The organism is Streptomyces sp. NPDC001231, from assembly GCF_042896885.1.
Lineage (GTDB): Bacteria > Actinomycetota > Actinomycetes > Streptomycetales > Streptomycetaceae > Streptomyces.
Genome location: NZ_JBIAXS010000005.1, coordinates 1 through 16,047 on the forward strand (window position 1 = coordinate 1; position 16,047 = coordinate 16,047).

Annotated in this window: 23 protein-coding genes and 2 pseudogenes; 19 read left to right on the top strand and 6 right to left on the bottom strand. The window is 69.0% G+C overall.

The features are described from left to right. Positions 1 to 78: 78 nt before the first annotated feature. Positions 79 to 657, bottom strand: a complete 579-nt coding sequence (locus ACFY3J_RS07670) for a GNAT family N-acetyltransferase (protein WP_390840515.1) — start codon at positions 655 to 657, stop codon at positions 79 to 81. Then, positions 654 to 839: pseudogene (locus ACFY3J_RS07675) on the bottom strand (UTRA domain-containing protein); the annotation flags it as partial. The pseudogene ACFY3J_RS07675 and the gene ACFY3J_RS07670, both read right to left, overlap by 4 nt. Before the next feature lie 3 nt (positions 840 to 842). Here ACFY3J_RS07675 and ACFY3J_RS07680 point away from each other — a divergent pair. From ACFY3J_RS07680 to xerC, 11 genes and pseudogenes are all read left to right on the top strand, one after another. Beyond that, positions 843 to 1,799: pseudogene (locus tag ACFY3J_RS07680) on the top strand (FtsK/SpoIIIE domain-containing protein); the annotation flags it as partial. Positions 1,800 to 1,816: 17 nt separating this feature from the next. Beyond that, positions 1,817 to 1,990, top strand: a complete 174-nt coding sequence (locus ACFY3J_RS07685; RefSeq protein ID WP_390840516.1) for a hypothetical protein — start codon at positions 1,817 to 1,819, stop codon at positions 1,988 to 1,990. A 5-nt stretch (positions 1,991 to 1,995) separates the two neighbouring features. Then, on the top strand, positions 1,996 to 2,661 hold the full coding sequence (locus ACFY3J_RS07690; protein WP_390840517.1) for a DUF2637 domain-containing protein: 666 nt from the start codon (positions 1,996 to 1,998) through the stop codon (positions 2,659 to 2,661). Between the two features lie 20 nt (positions 2,662 to 2,681). Beyond that, positions 2,682 to 2,867, top strand: a complete 186-nt coding sequence (locus tag ACFY3J_RS07695; protein WP_390840518.1) for a mobile element transfer protein — start codon at positions 2,682 to 2,684, stop codon at positions 2,865 to 2,867. 15 nt (positions 2,868 to 2,882) lie between these two features. Continuing rightward, the gene (locus ACFY3J_RS07700) at positions 2,883 to 3,203 is read left to right on the top strand and encodes a SpdD protein (protein ID WP_384174140.1); all 321 of its coding nucleotides are present in this window, start codon (positions 2,883 to 2,885) and stop codon (positions 3,201 to 3,203) included. 1 nt (position 3,204) lies between these two features. Next, positions 3,205 to 3,441, top strand: coding sequence for a hypothetical protein (locus ACFY3J_RS07705; protein ID WP_384174143.1), 237 nt, complete (start codon positions 3,205 to 3,207; stop codon positions 3,439 to 3,441). A gap of 94 nt (positions 3,442 to 3,535) precedes the next feature. Next, positions 3,536 to 3,718, top strand: coding sequence for a hypothetical protein (locus tag ACFY3J_RS07710; protein WP_384174146.1), 183 nt, complete (start codon positions 3,536 to 3,538; stop codon positions 3,716 to 3,718). A gap of 5 nt (positions 3,719 to 3,723) precedes the next feature. Beyond that, positions 3,724 to 3,894, top strand: coding sequence for a hypothetical protein (locus tag ACFY3J_RS07715; RefSeq protein WP_384174149.1), 171 nt, complete (start codon positions 3,724 to 3,726; stop codon positions 3,892 to 3,894). 11 nt (positions 3,895 to 3,905) lie between these two features. Further along, entirely contained in the window at positions 3,906 to 5,279 is a 1,374-nt protein-coding gene (gene repSA / locus ACFY3J_RS07720) for a replication initiator protein RepSA (protein WP_390840625.1), read from the top strand. Continuing rightward, the gene (locus ACFY3J_RS07725) at positions 5,276 to 5,482 is read left to right on the top strand and encodes an excisionase family DNA-binding protein (RefSeq protein ID WP_390840519.1); all 207 of its coding nucleotides are present in this window, start codon (positions 5,276 to 5,278) and stop codon (positions 5,480 to 5,482) included. Before repSA ends, ACFY3J_RS07725 begins: the two co-directional genes overlap by 4 nt. Beyond that, positions 5,479 to 6,705, top strand: coding sequence for a tyrosine recombinase XerC (gene xerC, locus ACFY3J_RS07730; RefSeq protein ID WP_390840520.1), 1,227 nt, complete (start codon positions 5,479 to 5,481; stop codon positions 6,703 to 6,705). The genes ACFY3J_RS07725 and xerC overlap by 4 nt, the downstream gene beginning before the upstream one ends. A gap of 73 nt (positions 6,706 to 6,778) precedes the next feature. Here xerC and ACFY3J_RS07735 read toward each other — a convergent pair whose 3' ends face one another. Continuing rightward, positions 6,779 to 7,366, bottom strand: coding sequence for a signal protein (locus ACFY3J_RS07735; RefSeq protein ID WP_384174158.1), 588 nt, complete (start codon positions 7,364 to 7,366; stop codon positions 6,779 to 6,781). 476 nt (positions 7,367 to 7,842) lie between these two features. Between ACFY3J_RS07735 and ACFY3J_RS07740 the strand changes: the two genes are divergently transcribed. After that, a complete protein-coding gene (locus tag ACFY3J_RS07740) occupies positions 7,843 to 8,142 on the top strand; it encodes a hypothetical protein (RefSeq protein ID WP_390840521.1) in 300 nt (99 codons plus the stop codon). A gap of 346 nt (positions 8,143 to 8,488) precedes the next feature. Here the strand turns inward: ACFY3J_RS07740 and ACFY3J_RS07745 are convergent, their stop codons facing one another. Continuing rightward, positions 8,489 to 9,127, bottom strand: a complete 639-nt coding sequence (locus ACFY3J_RS07745; RefSeq protein WP_390840522.1) for a hypothetical protein — start codon at positions 9,125 to 9,127, stop codon at positions 8,489 to 8,491. 170 nt (positions 9,128 to 9,297) lie between these two features. Next, a complete protein-coding gene (locus tag ACFY3J_RS07750; protein WP_390840523.1) occupies positions 9,298 to 10,143 on the bottom strand; it encodes a sigma factor-like helix-turn-helix DNA-binding protein in 846 nt (281 codons plus the stop codon). A gap of 492 nt (positions 10,144 to 10,635) precedes the next feature. Between ACFY3J_RS07750 and ACFY3J_RS07755 the strand changes: the two genes are divergently transcribed. The 6 genes from ACFY3J_RS07755 to ACFY3J_RS07780 all read left to right on the top strand — a co-directional run bounded on the left by ACFY3J_RS07755 (position 10,636) and on the right by ACFY3J_RS07780 (position 13,458). Further along, complete coding sequence (locus ACFY3J_RS07755; RefSeq protein ID WP_390840524.1) at positions 10,636 to 10,788, top strand: hypothetical protein; 153 nt, start codon at positions 10,636 to 10,638, stop codon at positions 10,786 to 10,788. A gap of 128 nt (positions 10,789 to 10,916) precedes the next feature. Continuing rightward, positions 10,917 to 11,186, top strand: a complete 270-nt coding sequence (locus ACFY3J_RS07760) for a DUF6284 family protein (protein WP_390840525.1) — start codon at positions 10,917 to 10,919, stop codon at positions 11,184 to 11,186. Continuing rightward, on the top strand, positions 11,183 to 11,638 hold the full coding sequence (locus ACFY3J_RS07765; RefSeq protein WP_390840526.1) for a Pycsar system effector family protein: 456 nt from the start codon (positions 11,183 to 11,185) through the stop codon (positions 11,636 to 11,638). Before ACFY3J_RS07760 ends, ACFY3J_RS07765 begins: the two co-directional genes overlap by 4 nt. Then, positions 11,635 to 12,783, top strand: a complete 1,149-nt coding sequence (locus tag ACFY3J_RS07770; RefSeq protein ID WP_390840527.1) for a conjugal transfer protein — start codon at positions 11,635 to 11,637, stop codon at positions 12,781 to 12,783. The genes ACFY3J_RS07765 and ACFY3J_RS07770 overlap by 4 nt, the downstream gene beginning before the upstream one ends. After that, positions 12,783 to 13,130 carry an RRQRL motif-containing zinc-binding protein gene (locus ACFY3J_RS07775; RefSeq protein ID WP_390840528.1) on the top strand — a complete coding sequence of 116 codons (348 nt, stop codon included), beginning with the start codon at positions 12,783 to 12,785 and terminating at the stop codon, positions 13,128 to 13,130. The genes ACFY3J_RS07770 and ACFY3J_RS07775 overlap by 1 nt, the downstream gene beginning before the upstream one ends. A gap of 1 nt (position 13,131) precedes the next feature. Further along, complete coding sequence (locus ACFY3J_RS07780) at positions 13,132 to 13,458, top strand: hypothetical protein (RefSeq protein WP_390840529.1); 327 nt, start codon at positions 13,132 to 13,134, stop codon at positions 13,456 to 13,458. A gap of 50 nt (positions 13,459 to 13,508) precedes the next feature. Here the strand turns inward: ACFY3J_RS07780 and ACFY3J_RS07785 are convergent, their stop codons facing one another. Continuing rightward, positions 13,509 to 13,760, bottom strand: coding sequence for a hypothetical protein (locus ACFY3J_RS07785; RefSeq protein ID WP_365427591.1), 252 nt, complete (start codon positions 13,758 to 13,760; stop codon positions 13,509 to 13,511). A 157-nt stretch (positions 13,761 to 13,917) separates the two neighbouring features. On the opposite strand from ACFY3J_RS07785, the gene ACFY3J_RS07790 reads away from it, so the two are divergent. Continuing rightward, positions 13,918 to 16,044, top strand: a complete 2,127-nt coding sequence (locus ACFY3J_RS07790) for an FtsK/SpoIIIE domain-containing protein (RefSeq protein WP_390840530.1) — start codon at positions 13,918 to 13,920, stop codon at positions 16,042 to 16,044. Positions 16,045 to 16,047: the final 3 nt, after the last annotated feature.

Genomic DNA, 16,047 nt, shown 5'->3' on the forward strand with positions numbered 1-16,047 from the left:
GCGTCAGTAGCCGCTTAAGTCACTGGCATTGCGTCTAGGGCAGACGTCAAGCACCACCCGACGCCAACCCGTCAACCATCAACTGAGACTCGACAAGGCGTGCAGGGGCTCAGGGCTGGGCGTCTCGTCGGCGAACCCGTGATCGGCAAGCCGCGTGGGACGTTGGGCAACCCAGCCTGAGACTCGCGGACCGCCATTGACGGCGTTGCCTTCGAGGACGGTCCTCACGTACTGGAAGCCTTGGTCAAGGTAGTACCGCTGAAGCCGCGCGTTGGTCGTCCACGCGTCGAGGCGCAGCCATTGCGCGCCTGCTCGATGCGCTCGGTCGCCGGCCCAGTCCAAGAGCCTGCCTCCGAGGTTCTGCCCTGCGTAGTCGCGGGAGATCGTCAACTTGTTGACGAACATCGAAGGTTCGGCAAGTTCTTCATCTGACCACAACCCCTCCTCCGCGTCGGGCGTGAGGGTGATCGTTCCGGCTGTCCTTCCGTCATCCCTCAGCATGAAGACGGTGCCGCCCTCGATGGTGGCCAAGAGCCGTTCCGCAGGGTACGGCCGGCTCCACTGGTCATTGCCCAACTTGCTGATCCAACCAGCGGCCTCGACGCGGAAGGCCAACAACTGGTCCAGGTCGGCGGGGGTGGCGGTGGTGACTCTCACTTGGCTTCGTTCTCTCGGGCGGACAGGTCGCCGATCTCGTAGTTCATGCGGTTGAGATCGCCGCGGAAGGTCGTGATCGTGCAGCGCACCGGCCGGTCCGCGGTGTAGCCCGTGCGGGTCCAGAGCAGAACAGGGATGCCCGGGCCGATCTCCAGCAACCGGGCCTCTTCCGGTGTGGGCATGCCGAGACCAAGCCCGGATACGTCGAACTGCGCATGACCGGCTATGACGTACTGCGCCGGGTCCGGCTCCCCCGTGGGGCACGCCCTGACGGTCTGGCCGTGCCGGTGGCGCTGCGGGAGGACGGGACGGCCTTCGTCCGCGACTACCGCAAGGTGCCCATGGCACTGACGCTCGGCGCGAACAACTCGGGCAAGTCCGTCTACCAACGGAACCTGATCAGCGGCTTGGCACGGCTGCCGGTCGCGCTGGTCGGGATCGACTGCAAGCGCGGTGTCGAACAGAAGGCGTACGCGCCCCGGCTGTCGGCCCTGGCCACCACGCCGGACGATGCCGCCTCGCTGCTGGATGTGCTGGTCGCGGAGATGGAATCCCGCTTCGACCTGCTCAGCGCGCACGGAGTCTCGGACATCTGGGAGCTGCCCGCGGGGTTACGGCCGGTGCCGGTCGTCGTCCTGGTCGACGAGGTGGCCGAACTGTTCCTGATCTCCTCCAAGAAGGATGAGGAGCGGCGGGAGCGGATCGTCACCGCGTTGATCCGACTGGCGCAGATGGCCCGCGCGGTCGGGATCTACCTGGAGGTGTGCGGGCAGCGCTTCGGCTCCGAGCTGGGCAAGGGCGCGACCATGCTGCGCGCTCAGCTCACCGGCCGCGTCGTGCACCGGGTCAACGACAAGCAGACCGCCGAAATGGGGCTCGCCGACGTGGCGCCGGACGCGGTCGTGGCTGCATCCCTGATCCCGGCGGAGCGGCCCGGAACGGCGGTTGCCGCCGACTCCTCGGGGGGCTGGGCGAAGATCCGCACCCCGCACACCTCCCGCGATGAGGCGATGGCGGTGTGCCGGGAGTTCGCCCACCTCGTCCCGGACTTCCCCGCCCTCGACCCGTTCCGCCCGCACGTGCCCGCCGACGCCCCGGCGCCGGACGTGTCCCTGGTCAAGCCGCTGCCGGTCACCGACTAGAAGGGGGGAGACCTGCCATGGCCACGCGTAAGAACGCCAAGCCCAAGCCGGCGGCCTGCCCCGACTGCAAGGGCAGCGGTGAGGTTCCCACCACGGTCCTCGTCGGCCGCAAGCGCCGCCCGGTCGGGAAACAGTCCGGGATCTGCCTGAACTGCCTGGGAACCGGCGAAGCGCCAGCGGACGGGGAGTGATCGCCGTGAACCGCTCGATCCGCCCCGATGCCGTCCTCATCCAAGCCGTGATCGCCGGTGCCCTGTCCTTCGCGCACCTGCACGACCTGGCTGCGGCGGCCGGGCAGTCCGGATGGAAGGCGTGGGCCTATCCGGTCTCGGTCGACCTGCTGTTGGTCGCCGCCTGGCGTCGGCTGCGCGCCGGCCGGGACCGGTCCGCCTGGACCTGGTTCGCCATCGCCCTGGCAGCCTCGCTCGGCGCCAACATCGCCACGGCCGGCATGCTCGACCTGCACAACGTGCCCGCCTGGCTGCGCATCCTCGTCGCCGGATGGCCCGCCCTGGCCTTCCTCGGCGGAACCCTCCTGGTCCACGCCCCCACCCCGGCCACCCCGGATCCGGCCCCGGAGCCGGACGAGGAATCGGCGGCGCCGGAAGTCGAGATGCACCGCACCGACACACCCGAACCGGTCCTGGTCTCCGCCCCTGCGGCGGAACTGACCCCGGCCCCGGCGAAGCCGCCCGCCACTGGTCCGGCGGTGCCGCCGGCCCTGCTCGACCATGCCCGTTCGATCGCTGACGCGCACCGGAACACCACGGGCCAGCCGATCACCGCCGACGCGCTCACCGCCCGGCTCGGCTTGCCCGTCCCGACCTGCCAAGCGATCGCATCCCAGCTCCAGCTCACCTGACATCGAAGGAGGTTGATCCGATGCGCCCGAACCGCTTCTACGACGTGATCCAGATCGGGCCGGTCAAGGTCGGCACCTACAACAACGGCCGTGGCCAGACCAGGCACACCGCCGCCTGCAACGCTCCCGGCTGCGGCTTCTCCACCGAGCACCGCGACCGGTCGGCCGCCGAACTCGCCGCCCGTACCCACCGCTGCAACGCCTGACAGGAGGAAGATCCCGTGTTCACCCCGAAGTACCCGCCCCCGGACACCGCCCCCGCGGTCCCGGCCCCGGCGCCCGTGACCGACCCCCCGGCCACCACCACGCCGGCCCCGGTCCCTGCCTCGGCCCCGGCTCCGGTGGTCCCGGCCTCGACCCGGCCCACCGTCCAGCTCACCCCGGGCAGCGCGCTCGCCCTCGTCGGCGGCGGCACGGCCGTGGTCCTCGTCGTCGGCGCGGTCCTGGTCTCCATGCTCCTCGCCGTCGCCATCACCGCCGCCTCGGTGGCCGTGTGCGCCCTCGTCGTCCGCTCGCTCATCAGCCAGGAAAGGAAGCGCTGACATGGGCTTCTTCGGCCGTAAGAACAACGACGCCTCGACCAACCCGGAGATGGCCGAACTGGGCCGCGAGTACGCCATCGCTAAGCGCCACGGCGACCGCAAGGCCGTCAACCGCATCAACCGGCAGATCGGCGCCTCCGGCATGAGCGACAAGGACCGCGACTCTTTCGACCGGGGCCGCGAGTCCTACGACGCGATCCCGCCGGCCTACTCCAAGCGCCGCACCCGTCGACGCTGACGGCCCCCGGAGCGGCCTCAACCGCCAAGTTTCCGCCGCTCCGGGTGCCTGGACCCCTTACCAGATCCAACGGACCCGAAAGGGAGACCTCATCATGCCCCAGCACGCCCAGAACACGCGCGTCTGCCGCGACTGCGACGGCTTCGCCTCCGTCGCCATCACCACCGGCACCCGCCACCGGGACGGCACCCGCGCCACCCTCCGAGTCGCCTGCCCGACCTGCAAGGGCACCGGCCACGCCGCCCCCGCCGCCGACTTCGCCCGTGCGGGGAGGTGACCGCCGTGGCGCTCCTCGACTGGCGCTCGCCCGAGCACTTCGACCACACCGGCGATCAGCCGTGCGTGATCTGCACCAAGCCCACCCCGCTCCGCTCCGACCGCGGCAAGCCCGTCCACAAGGTGTGCGCCGAGGACTGGATTGACCGCCACACGCCCAAGGAGGACAACGCGTGACCGCCGCCACCATGGCGGGCCTGGACCCGGCCACCCTCGCCGACGTGCTGAGGTTGGCCGGGTCCACCGGCTTCGACCGCATCCAAGACCAGATCCGCCGTACCGGCGGCTGCACTGACCCGATCCGCCTGCAAGGCTCCACCGTCACCCGCGACAAGCTCACCGGGCACGTACTGCACTCCTACTCGACCGACACCGAACCCGGCGGCGTGCTCCGCGTCGCCTGCGGCAACCGCCGCGCCTCCCGCTGCCCCGCCTGCGCCTGGACCTACGCCGGCGACACCTACCACCTCATCCGCGCCGGCCTCGTCGGCGACCCCGACAAGGGCACCCCGGAGACGATCCGCGACCACCCGCGCGTGTTCGCCACCCTCACCGCCCCCTCGTTCGGCCCGGTCCACAACCGGCCCGGCAACCGGCCGTGCCGCTGCGGCACCCACCACGCCGAGGATGCCCCGGAACTGGGCACCCCGCTCGACCCGGACACCTACGACTACGCGGGCGCGGTGCTGTGGAACAACCACGCCTCCGAGCTGTGGCGCTACTTCACGATCTACCTGCGCCGCGAGATCGCCCGCCGCGCCGGCCTGACCCAGAAGGACGCCCGCGAACAGTCCCGCGTCTCCTTTGGCAAGGTCGCCGAATACCAAAAGCGCGGGGCCGTCCACTTCCATGCCGTGATCCGTTTCGACGGACCCGAGGGACCCGACGACCCCCCGCCGGCCTGGGCCACTCTTGACCTGCTCACCGACGCCAGCCGCGCCGCTGCTGCCCGCGTCGCGGTCGATGTGCCCCCGGCCGGGGACCAACCGGCCCGCACGCTGCGCTGGGGCACCCAGCTCGACGTCCAGCCCATCGGCGCCTTCGGCCACGGCGAAGAGATCACCGAACAGGCGGTTGCCTCCTACGTCGCCAAGTACGCCACCAAAGCCGCCGAGACCACCGGCACCGTGGACCGCCGGATCGGCAACAAAGAAGCCCTTGACCTGCTCGGCGTCCCCGAGCATCCAGCCCGGCTCATCGCCGCATGCCTCGACCTGCACGCGCTCTACCCGGACCGCAAGTTACGGGACTGGGCTCACATGCTCGGCTTCCGCGGCCACTTCTCCACCAAGTCCCGCCGCTACTCCACCACCCTCGGCGCCCTCCGCCAGACCCGCGCCGACTACCGCGCCGCCCAGCAACGCGAAGCCCTCGGCCTGCCCGACCCCGACGACGAGGAAGCAACCACGCTCACCCTCGCCCACTGGTCCTACGCCGGCCACGGCCACACCCCCGGCGAATCCTGGCTCGCCGCCAACATCCGCCGGGACATCCAACTCAACCGCGAGATCGCCCGCGAAGCACTGCAAGACCAACTGAACTGGGAGGAATGCGCAGCATGACCACGACCATGATTCAACCGAAGTGGCACACCACGGCAGAGGTCGCCGCCATGCTGGGATTCGGTCTCTCCAAGACGAAGATGCTGGTCCTCACCGGAGAGATCCGCTCGGTGAAGGTCGGCCGCAACCGGCGCATCCTGCCGGAGTGGGTCGAGGAGTACATCGAGCGCGTTACCGCCGAGTCCGGGGCGGTGTCGGCATGAGCGGCAAGCGCGCCAACGGTGAGGGCTCGATCTACCCGTACAAGAACGGCTTCGCAGCATACGTCTGGGTCGACACCCCGGAGGGCAAGCGCAAGCGCAAGTACGTCTACGGCAAGACCCGCGAAGAGGTTCACGACAAGTGGATCAAGCTGCATGGTGAAGCCAAGAAGGGGCCAGTGGCGACCCGGCACCGCACCCTCGCCGCGTTCCTCGCGTACTGGCTCGACGAGATCGTGAAGCCGAATCTCGCGCCTCTGACGTACGTCTCCTACGAGGGGTCGGTGCGGCTCTACATCAACCCTCACCTCGGTGCGAAGCGGATCGACAAGCTCACGGTCCGGGATGTGCGCGAGTGGATCAACAGGCTCGCCGCCACCTGCCAGTGCTGCGCCCAGGGCAAGGATGCGAAGCGTCGCCCCGAACAGCGGCGCTGCTGCGCTATCGGCGAGTGCTGCGAGGCCTTCCCCTCGCGGCGTGTCGTCCAGGCGGCCCGTGATGCCCTCCGGGCGGCACTCACTCACGCCGTGGCTGAAGAGGAGATCGGCAAGAACGTGGCCTCTCTGGTCAAGGTCCCCAAGCCTCGGCGGCGGAGGATCAAGCCGTGGTCGGTCGCCGAAGCCGGGCGCTTCCTCGCCGACTGTGCCGCTCGGGACGATCACCTCCTCGCAGCCTGGATGCTCGTACTCTGCCTCGGCCTGCGCCGGGGTGAAGTCCTGGGCCTCACCTGGAAGTCGGTGGACTTCGAGACCGGCGAGATCTACGTGGATCACCAGATCCAGCGAGCCGGGCGGCAGATCCTCCACCGCGAGACCAAGACCGAGGAGTCCGACGACTTCCTTCCGCTGCCGGCGCTCTGCCTCAAGGCGCTTCGGATGCGTCGGGCGCAGCAGATCGGCGACCGGAAGGCAGCCGGGGAGCTGTGGCAGGGCAGCCATGACCTGATCTTCACCACGAAGTACGGCACGCCGATCGAGCCGGGCAATCTCACCCGGATGTTCGCTCTGCGGGCTCGTCGTGCCGGCCTCCGGGTCATCCCGCTGCGAAACACACGGCACACCTGTAGCTCGCTCCTTGTGGCGTTGAAGGTGCACCCGAAGGTGGCACAGCGCATCCTGCGGCACTCGCAGATCGCCATGACGATGGAGGTCTACGCCGAAGCGAGCGAGGAAGAGGTACGCACCGCGATCGGCAAGCTGTCCGACGCCATGGGCAGCACCAGCTGAACAACCCGCAGCTCTCACCTACGCTCCAGGGGGCCCCGAAACCGGGGTCCCCTTCGTGATGCCGAGCCCTTGCCTACGCGGCATCCACTGTCAGGGTGTAGTCCACACTGACCGAGAAATCGCCGGACCGACCGCGAATCGTCAGCGTGTGCTTTCCGGGTCCCAGCGGGGGTACCTGGCCCCAGAGTCCGCACCCGGTGGTGGTGAAGTGCCCGCGCGTGCTTGTGAAGGGATTGCCGGCCACGCTTCGTGCCGAAATCGTCTCTCCCGGGTGAGTGTCCACCTCAAGTTCCCTGCCGTCCAGAACGGCAGACCCCTCGGCTGCGCTCATGAAGACCGCGCAGTCCACCGGCCTACCGATCAAGTTCACGAGAGGGAAGGCAAGGCGCACCCCGTGGGGGACGTTACAAGTGCGCTCGGCCTGAGTGCCGAATGTGCCGGCCAGGAACCACACGTCCCGCGGCTGGTTCCGCTTGCACGCGCTTCCATCCTGATCGGCGACCGGGTTCGTCGACTCGGGCTCCGACAGTGCCCACGTCCACCATCGGCTCTGCAGCGTTTTGGACGAGAGGCGATCCTGGGCCTGGGCCCTGGTCCCGCACCCCACGAGTACGGCCAGCATCACAGCGGTGAGCGCCGCCGCGACAGCCCTGATCTTCATCAGTGCCCCTCCCGTATCGCACAAACGCTCCGGGCGTCGACCCGGTTGCTGTACTTCGCTGCTGTACGCCCCTGAAACGCCGAAGGCCCCGGATCTCTCCGGGGCCTTCGACCTGTGTGCACTCGGCAGGATTCGAACCTGCAACCTTCTGATCCGTAGGCGCGTGCACCACCGTCACGAACCGCTCGCCTGCTGCGATCTGTTGGCTCGCCCACCGATTGCGGGTGTGTCGCCGTGCTCGGCCGTACGCCTCTGTTGATGTCAACTGCTGATGTCAGCCCGGGCGGTAGACGGAGACGAGTTGCGCGGCAGGCTCCACAGGGCTCATCGCTCGGGGAACTCGGTCGGTGTCGGTTGAACTCGGACGGCCCGCAGAGACGGCCCAGTGGCCCTCGCAGGCAACTGCCCGCACCCGGCTGCGGCTTCGTGCGAAGATCAGGCCCGCGTGATGGGACACGCGAATGGAGGGGTGGGACATGGACTGGTTCCTTGTTGGTGCGGCTGCGGTGGGCTTTGGCCTATTGGCTTTCAGCGGCTTCCTGGCCTTGGCCACCGGGTGGCTGCTGCCGTGGCTGCGAGGACGCGTAGTTAGGCCGGACCTGTGGGGGTATGGGGCAGTGTCGCTGGCCTTGAGCCTGGCGATGGCCATGTCCTTCAAGGTGGTGACAGGACATTCCACGATCGTGCTGGATGCGCTCTTCGTCGTCACCATCGCGTTGGCCATCCTGGGTGGCCTGCTTCAGAGGCGCTCGACGCGTCTCCCCGCAGACAAGTAACCGCCCAGCCTTTCGGCTGTTCTACTTCGTCTACGGACGACTTCTGATCTTCCTCAACTCTGCTTCAGTGATGAGCACCTGCGCCGGTACCCGAAGCACCGTCTCTGAGCAGGGGAAGAGACGTCGTCGACTGTCGTCATCTGTCATTGTTGAGCACCCCCGCACGGCTGGCACGATCCGCCGCCCAATCCGGCAGCCTCGCACCGACGACGCCGCCGGCCGGCGCCCCGGTGTTCTGGCGAGACAGCGCCTGATTACAGGGGCTGTGCTGGGCTGCTAGTAGGTGCCGTTGTGCGCCGCTGTGGGCGTACAGGTTGGCGTACGCCCACGGCTCTGTTTCGGCTGGTTACCACTGACAAAGGGCCACGGTCGCATCGTCTCCCGACTTGTAGCGCGGCCACCGGCGGCCTGTGGGGTCTGATGCCTCAACCTTGCGCACGGTCTCGATAAGTTGACGGGGACCTCCCCCATGCAATGTGGCGAACGCCTCATCCCAGGTGGCCATGCCGTACTCCGTGACGAGTCTCGACACTCCGTCCGACATGACGGCGGCGCACCGTACGTCTTCAAGCTTCGTCGTACCTGTCAGGCCATGCCGTGCCGACTCTGGATTGGTGCCTGCGACCCAGTACCCGTCCTGGGTGTTGCGGACCTCCCTCTGAGCAAGAACCAGGCGCTGGAGCGCTTCCCTGTGACCTTGGGTGTGGGTCTCGTGGCGTTCCACCTCCGCTCGCAGCTCAGGAAGGATGTCGTCCACACGTAGGTCAGTGATCACGGTGTAGCCCTCCCGGCCGTCGAATACGACGGGCGAGTCTGCAAGAACGAGGTGATCGAGGATCCCGTGCCTCTGCCGCAGGATCGCGACCGTGGCCGATGGGGTGCCGGGGTTGTTGAGATCACATTGCGGGTGCAGCGATGCGACGCGGGCTAGGGCGTCCGCCAAGCCATCCGAGAGTGACACGTCTGGCTCAGCCAGGGCGGCCATGAGGTACCCGCCAAGGTGGGCGACGTACCACGGAACGCCGTGCTGGCAACCTGTAGGGAGTCCGGCCGTGCTTAGCCCGTCTAGCACTACGGCAACTGTTGGGGAGCTGGCCACCCAGTCCTCATTGGGGTTGGCGCCCCCTGGACAACTGTCAAAGCTCACTCGCATGGTCAGCCTTCGTGCCGGTAGAGGGGAGTAACCCTGCGGCTCTCCAGGATTTCCAGGGTCTCAGGGTTGTACCGGCAGGAGATCAGCGTGGAGAAGCGCTTTGTTCGCACCTCGCGGTACAGCTCCGCCAAGTTGTGCTCCAGGAAGTGGACGACCCCGTTCGCGCCGATGGCGTGGATTCCCGCGATGTAGAGGAACGTCCCACGGCCGTCAAGGCGCGGGAGCCGTCCGAGGTACCCGAAGTCTCCTGCTGAACCGTCCTCATCCTGCGGGGACCGGTACTCCTTGCCCGTGCGCTGGTCGAGCAGGTGCCACGCGTGGTCCTTCTCAAAGCGCAGGTTGTCGTCGCCCTCCAGTACCTGGGCAACGATGGGTGACAGGCGCGGGCCACAGATGACCACGTGGTTGTCGCGGTTCAGGTTGACGATGCCGCTCGGAGGAATGACCTCGTACTGGGCGTCCAGCTTCATGCCGCTCAGCAGCTTGCGCAGGTGCTCGAAGTTGTCGAGGTCTTCCCTGGTGACGACCTCGCTCGGGTTCTGCTCGGGCGTCTTGCCGCCTTCGTACTTGCCGCCCAAAGACACGGTCACCAGGTCTGTGCCGAAGAACGCGCGCTCCGGAGGCGGGCCGGCCGACGCTAGCTGACCCACCCGACCACGACTCACCCCAAGCCGCTTGGCGATTTCCGCTTGGGTCATGCCGGACGCCTGCGCTTCTTCGATGGCTTCGCGGCGGACGCGGGACAGCTCCAACACCCACCCCTGATAGGTCGCCATCAGGGCGATTGCTGCCTTGGCTCGATCGACCGGATCCCCGATTCCTGAGATCCGCTCCATGTCCTCGTGCACGACTCTCCAATCGTCGCCTAGGGGGGCTATTGGATCGTACCGCGAGAGGGGGTTGCGCGTCGCCATCCGTTTGCCTACGGTACCTATCAAGCAACTTCGCAACCCCCCCTAAGCAGCAGATGGGGCGGGTTGTTGTGGCTGCTTGACCTGCACGAACGCAGAGGGCGGGGACGCTGCAATCCCGCTAAAGGCCAGAGGACAGGGCTTCGGCCCGACTGGCGAGGTGGCCCGGTGACCGCGAGCAACGGCCGGAGAGTGGGGACGTGGTCCCCCTTGCAGCAATCCTGATCCTTTCGACCCACGGAGCACTGATGCATCAACGACAGCGTGTGGCGCCGCCGCGATGGACCGGCCGGCGGCGCCAGTGCAGTAGCCCGGTCCATTCCTGGTCTCGCAGCTCATCTGCTGCGGCCGGTTGCCTCCGCTGCTCGTCTCGTACGAGCAGCGCTGAGGGGAGCCGCGAGGGCTTCACCCACCCGAGAGGACGTGTTCATGGACCGCCTGATCTTCGGCTTCAGCGACGGGGAGATCGTCACTCCGCAGGAGCAGGGCGTTGAGGTCGACAGCAGCTTCACCGTCGAGCGTGGCGAGACCGTGACGGACGCCAACGGCGACACCTACACGTCGACCGCATCTGAGGGCTGACCGGCCGCTTCTACGCGGCCTGCCGCACCGCTCGTGTGCGGCTTTCCACCATCAACGGCGTGCACCCCCGGAGGGCCAACTCCGGGGGTGCTGTTCGGGCCGCTCACCTGTGAGAGGAACACGACCCAATGAGTCACATCGTCACTGTTCAGGACGCTGTTACCGCGTTCGCCGACTTCATGGAGCCGACGGCCGCGGAGCTGGACGCGATCGAGCAGGAGATGCCCGCGATCCTCGCGGACGTCGACCTGCTCGACGCGCAGATCACCACGTTGGACCGCACGCCGTCCGAGCTGGACGCCCGCCGCATCCGCCGGGCCCGCCGCCGGGCGCTCGCCGCCCGCGTCGCCCTGCTCAACCGCACGGCCGGCGCGATGGTGCCCGGGGGTGCCGCGTGAGCGCCACCGGCCCGAACCTGACCGCCGCGCACGCCGAAGTAAAGGCGGAGATCGTGCGAACGGACAGCAAGACCGCGTTACTGCTGGCGTTCGTCGGCGCGGTGCTGGCCGGCGCCTGGACGGTCGCCCGCACCCTTCCCCTGACCCTGCCGGCCGCCATCGTCGGTGGGGGCGGCATGGCGGTGCTGGTCGCAGCGGCGGGGATGCTGCTGCGCTCGGTGCGCCCGAACCTGGGCAACCGGCGCGAGCGCTTCGGCTTCCCACTGTGGGCCACCCTCACCCCCGACGAGATCAGCGACGCCGTCTCGCGCGACCTCGCTGCGGACATCGCCGGCCTGTCCCGGCTGGCCGTCGCCAAGTTCACCTGCCTGCGCCGCGCGGTCGACCTCACCTACACCGGCGGGGCCCTGCTCATCCTCGCCGCCCTGCTCACGATCGGAGGCAGGGCATGAACCGCAAGGAGCTGACCCTTTCGCAGCGGGTCGTGCTCGGGGCCGCGTTCGTCATCATGGCCGCCGTCGGCGGTATCGGCGGGTACGGCACGTTCAGCAATATCGGCCACGCCTACGGCACCGGGACCGCGCTCGGTGCGGTCGCCGCCGGTGAGGGCGCCACCGCCGTGCTGGGCCTGGTCCTGCTTGGGCTGACCATGCTTGGGCAGTCCTCGCCGAGGATCATCCGTCTCGGGCTGTGGGCGCTGCCCGCCGCCGCGTCCGTGATGGCCGCGATGGCGGGTCCCGACGTCGGCCGGACCGTGATCTACGCCGTCACCCCGATGGGCATGTGCGTCTCCGCCGAGGGCATGGCGTTCCTGGCGCGGCGGATCGTCGTCCACACCGATGGCCGCGATGCCGAGGCCGAGGCCCGCGCGGCGGCCGTCGTCCGTGAGCTGGCGTATCACCGGGCCGTCGCCGCCAACCACCCGGACGAGAAGGATCGGGAGAAGGCGGAGAAACGGTCGTGGAAGCTGGCTCGCAGGGTCGGCACCGGTGACTACTCGTTGGGGGCGCGGCTGGTCGACGTGCAGCGGGATCGGGTGACGGCCGGCGCGGACGCCGCGTTGGCCGCGATGTTCACCGCCCCGATCGAGCTGCCCCCCGCACCCGCAGTCGACCCGGTCGACCCGATCGGCCCGGCGGACGCCGATAGCGCGAATGCGGAGGAATCCACCGAGACCGAGAGGATTCGGTCTATGGCTGACCAGCCTGTATCGGCTCCGGTCGCGATCACGTTGACGCGGCTGCCGGTGCCCGTTCAGGTGCCGGTCGACTACGTGAAGCCGGCCGTGTCACTCAAGCCGCTCGCCTCGATCGAGCCGACTCCGACCGCCCCGATCGCGCGGCGGTCGGTGGCTGCGGAATCGACCCGACCCCGTCGGGCGACGGGCCGTGTTCCCGAGGTGGCGAAGTCGACCCGGCCCAAGCGGACCACGGCTCAACTGCTCGATGAGGCACGCGCGGTGACGGCGGATTGGCCGGACGCGAAGGTGACCGCCGAGGGCATCCGCCGCGAGGTGCGTACCTCGCCCGCGAACGCCCGGATGCTGCGGGACACGATTCTCGCCGAACGCGCCGCCACGGCTGCCGAGGCCGTGTGATGGGGGCGCTGCCGGTGTTCCGGTGGCGCCTGGCCCCGGACGGATACGCCACCCGCCGACAACTCCGGGCGCGCGGTCTGCGCCCGGGTGGTCAGGGCGTGGCCGCTCAGCTCGAACGGCCGCGCCGCCGCCGTGGGCCGCTGGTCGCCTACCTCTACCGGGTCGACCTGGCCAAGCCGGTGCGGCCCATGACCCCGGCCAGGCGGGCGGCGCTGGCCAAGGCCAACACCGCCCGCCGCCTCTGCCCGCAGTGTCGACGCGATGCCGGATACGTCATCCCGCCCTCGCTCGGCACGTGCGTTCCCTGCGCCTACCCCGACCACTCCGAATCCCCGAGGAGTACCTGACATGGGCAAGCCCGACACCCGCCGTCTGGACCGCGAGATCCAGAAGACGAACCGCAAGTTGGAGGCGGTCCGCGAGCGGGAGATGTGGCCGCTGGACAGCCGCGAGCGGCGCGCGATCCTCGCGGCCATGGCCGGCGGCTCCTACGGCGTCATGCGCGGCCGTGGCACCGACCGGGCCGAACGCCGCCTGGAGTCCGCGTGGCTGTCGGCTGAGACCCGGCTGATCGCGGAGATCACCGCCCTGCAGACCGAGCGGCAGCGCATCGTCACCGAGGCCGCCGCCGCCAAGTCCGCCAAGTCCGCCAAGAAGTCCTCCGGTTGGTGGTGACTTATATGGAAACGAACGCGATCACCTTGCTGACCAAAGAGATCCAGCGTTCAGCATTCTTCGTGTCGTCGTGATCGTGCTTCTGCCACGCGGAGCAATAGCCACGCGAACACCGCTGCGGTGAAGATCGTGATGAGAGACGAAAGTCTGCCTAGCTTGAGGAAGAGCACGAAGTCCTCAGGGCCGCTCATCAGCCCGATCATGCCCAACAGCGCCAAGGCACCGACGGCAACGACGCCGGACAACCGCTGCGCCAGGTAGCGCGCCGCGGCTCGTGCTATCTCGCGGTCCCGATGGTTCATCTGTGTGTCTCCCAGCGCTCGATGGCCAGATCTTGTCAGCTGCACCCGATCTTGACTACGGGTCCGCTACCTCAAGGAACGCCGCGCCATGCTCGGCCGGCCCGCCGCCTCCCCTTCAGCTTCGCCCCGGCCCGGGGCAGTCAGGAGTGTTTCCCCCATGAGCGGCAACGTCGTTCACCTGCACAAGCACACCGACCCGCCCGCCGCCGTCGGCACCCGCCCGGCCCTGTCCGTCGTCCCCGAGCAGCCGGCCGCCCCGGTCGTGCCGTTGTGGGTGCGCTCGGGCCGCGCCGTCCGCGCGGTGGTTACGCACGAGACGACCAGGGCCGCCGCGCGTGGCGCGGCCCGGCACACCCTCTACGTGTTCGGGGGCGCGCGGATCGTGGCCCGCCGGACCTGGGACGGCCGCACCGCCGCCCGCTACGAGCGCATGCTCCGGGCCGCGGAAGCCGCCGGGAACTACGAGGCCGCAGCCGAGTGGGAGGAGCGCGGGCAGCGCTTCCGCGAGGCCCGGCACCGCCGCCGCATGGACCTGCTGCACTCCCCGATGGACGCCGCGAAGGGGGTGCTGGTCGGCACCGGTATGGGCATCGGTTCCCTGGTCACCCTCGGGGTGGTCCTGGCCATCGCGAACAAGGACGTCACCGACGTGGTCACGCCGCTGATGGCCGTGGTCAAGTTCATCCGCCTGATGATCACGATCGTTCAGGTGGTGTGGGGGCCGCTCGTCTCGATCGGTCCGTTTCTTGCCCTGTTCGCTCTGTGGGCCGTCGGCAGCCACCAGCAAGCCGCACCCCAGTGGGCGCTCCCCGCGACCGTCCGCGACACGGCGGGGGAGCCCATCACCCCCTCGATCGTGGTCAAGGCCCTGCGCGACCTCGGCGTCCCGGCGCTACGCAACGCCATCAAGGAGATGGGCGACGCCGGCGCGTCCATGCTCGGGCCCATCCGCATCGCCGGATGCGGCGTCGAGGTCGACGTCACCCTGCCCTCCGGGGTGTCGACCATCGAGGTGCAGCAGCGGCGCCGCAAGCTTGCCGAGAACCTGACCCGGCACGAGCACGAGGTGTTCATCACCATCCCCGAGGCGGCCCGCACCGTGCGGCTGTGGATCGCCGACTCGGGGGCGCTGGACGAGCCGATCGGCCCGTCCCCGCTGGCCACCGACGACACCCTGACCGCCGACTACACCAAGGGCCGCGCCCCCTGGGGCCAGGACCTGCGCGGAGACGCTGCCGCACTGAGCCTGTATCAGCGCCACCTGCTCGTCACAGGGCGGTCGAACCAGGGCAAGACCGCCTCCCTGCGCGCGCTCGCCCTGTGGCTCGCACTGGACCGGTCGGTGCAGTTCTGGCTCGGCGACCTCAAGGGCGTCGGGGACTGGGCCATGTTCGACGGCATCGCCGACGTCCTCATCCAGGGACCGACCGACGACCACGTCATCCAGGTCACCGAGATGGTCGAGGACGCGGTGAACGAGATGAACCGCCGCATCGAGGTGCAGCGCACCGACGAGGGCGCCGTGTTCCCGCCGCTCATCGTCCTCGTGGACGAGGCGCAGGTGGCGTTCATGTGCCCGGCCGTCGACGAGGACAGGCGGCCCTACGGCGGGTCCAAGGCCACGTCCCGGTACTTCATGGCCGTCCGCAAGATCCACAACCAGGGGCGTGCGGTCGACGTGCTGATGTGGCAGGGCACGCAAGACCCCACCGACCAGAACCTTCCCAAGCTGATCCGCGAGGGCGCCCACACCCGCGCCTCCCTCGTGCTCGGCACAGAGACTCAGTCCCGGATGGCGCTGGGTGACAAGGCCGTTGAGGACGGCGCCGCCCCGCACCTGCTGCGCCAGGGCCTGGACAAGGGAACCCTGGTCGTCGCCTCCGACGGCATCGAGATGCCCAAGGGGCAGTCGTCCATCACGGTGCGCACCCACTTCATCGACGATGATCCGGCCGCCGCGATCGCGGAGCGGGCCAAGGCACTGCGCGACGGGGTGACCACCCTGCACGTCATCGAGCGGAGCGAGGAACGCGACCCGCTCACCGACATCGCCACCGTCCTCGGGGACGCGCCCCGTGTGCGCACGAAGGACGTTCTCAAGCGGCTCGCGATCCTCAACGAGGACGCCTACGGCAAGTGGTCGTTCATCGACCTCAAGCGCGTCCTGGACGGCGCCGGCGCCGAGCCCTACAAGTCCGACGGCGTCATGGTCGTCGCCCGCGAACGCGTCGCCCGCGCCCTCGCCAACCGCGACAGCGACGGTTCCGCTTCCGCCTCCGAATGACAG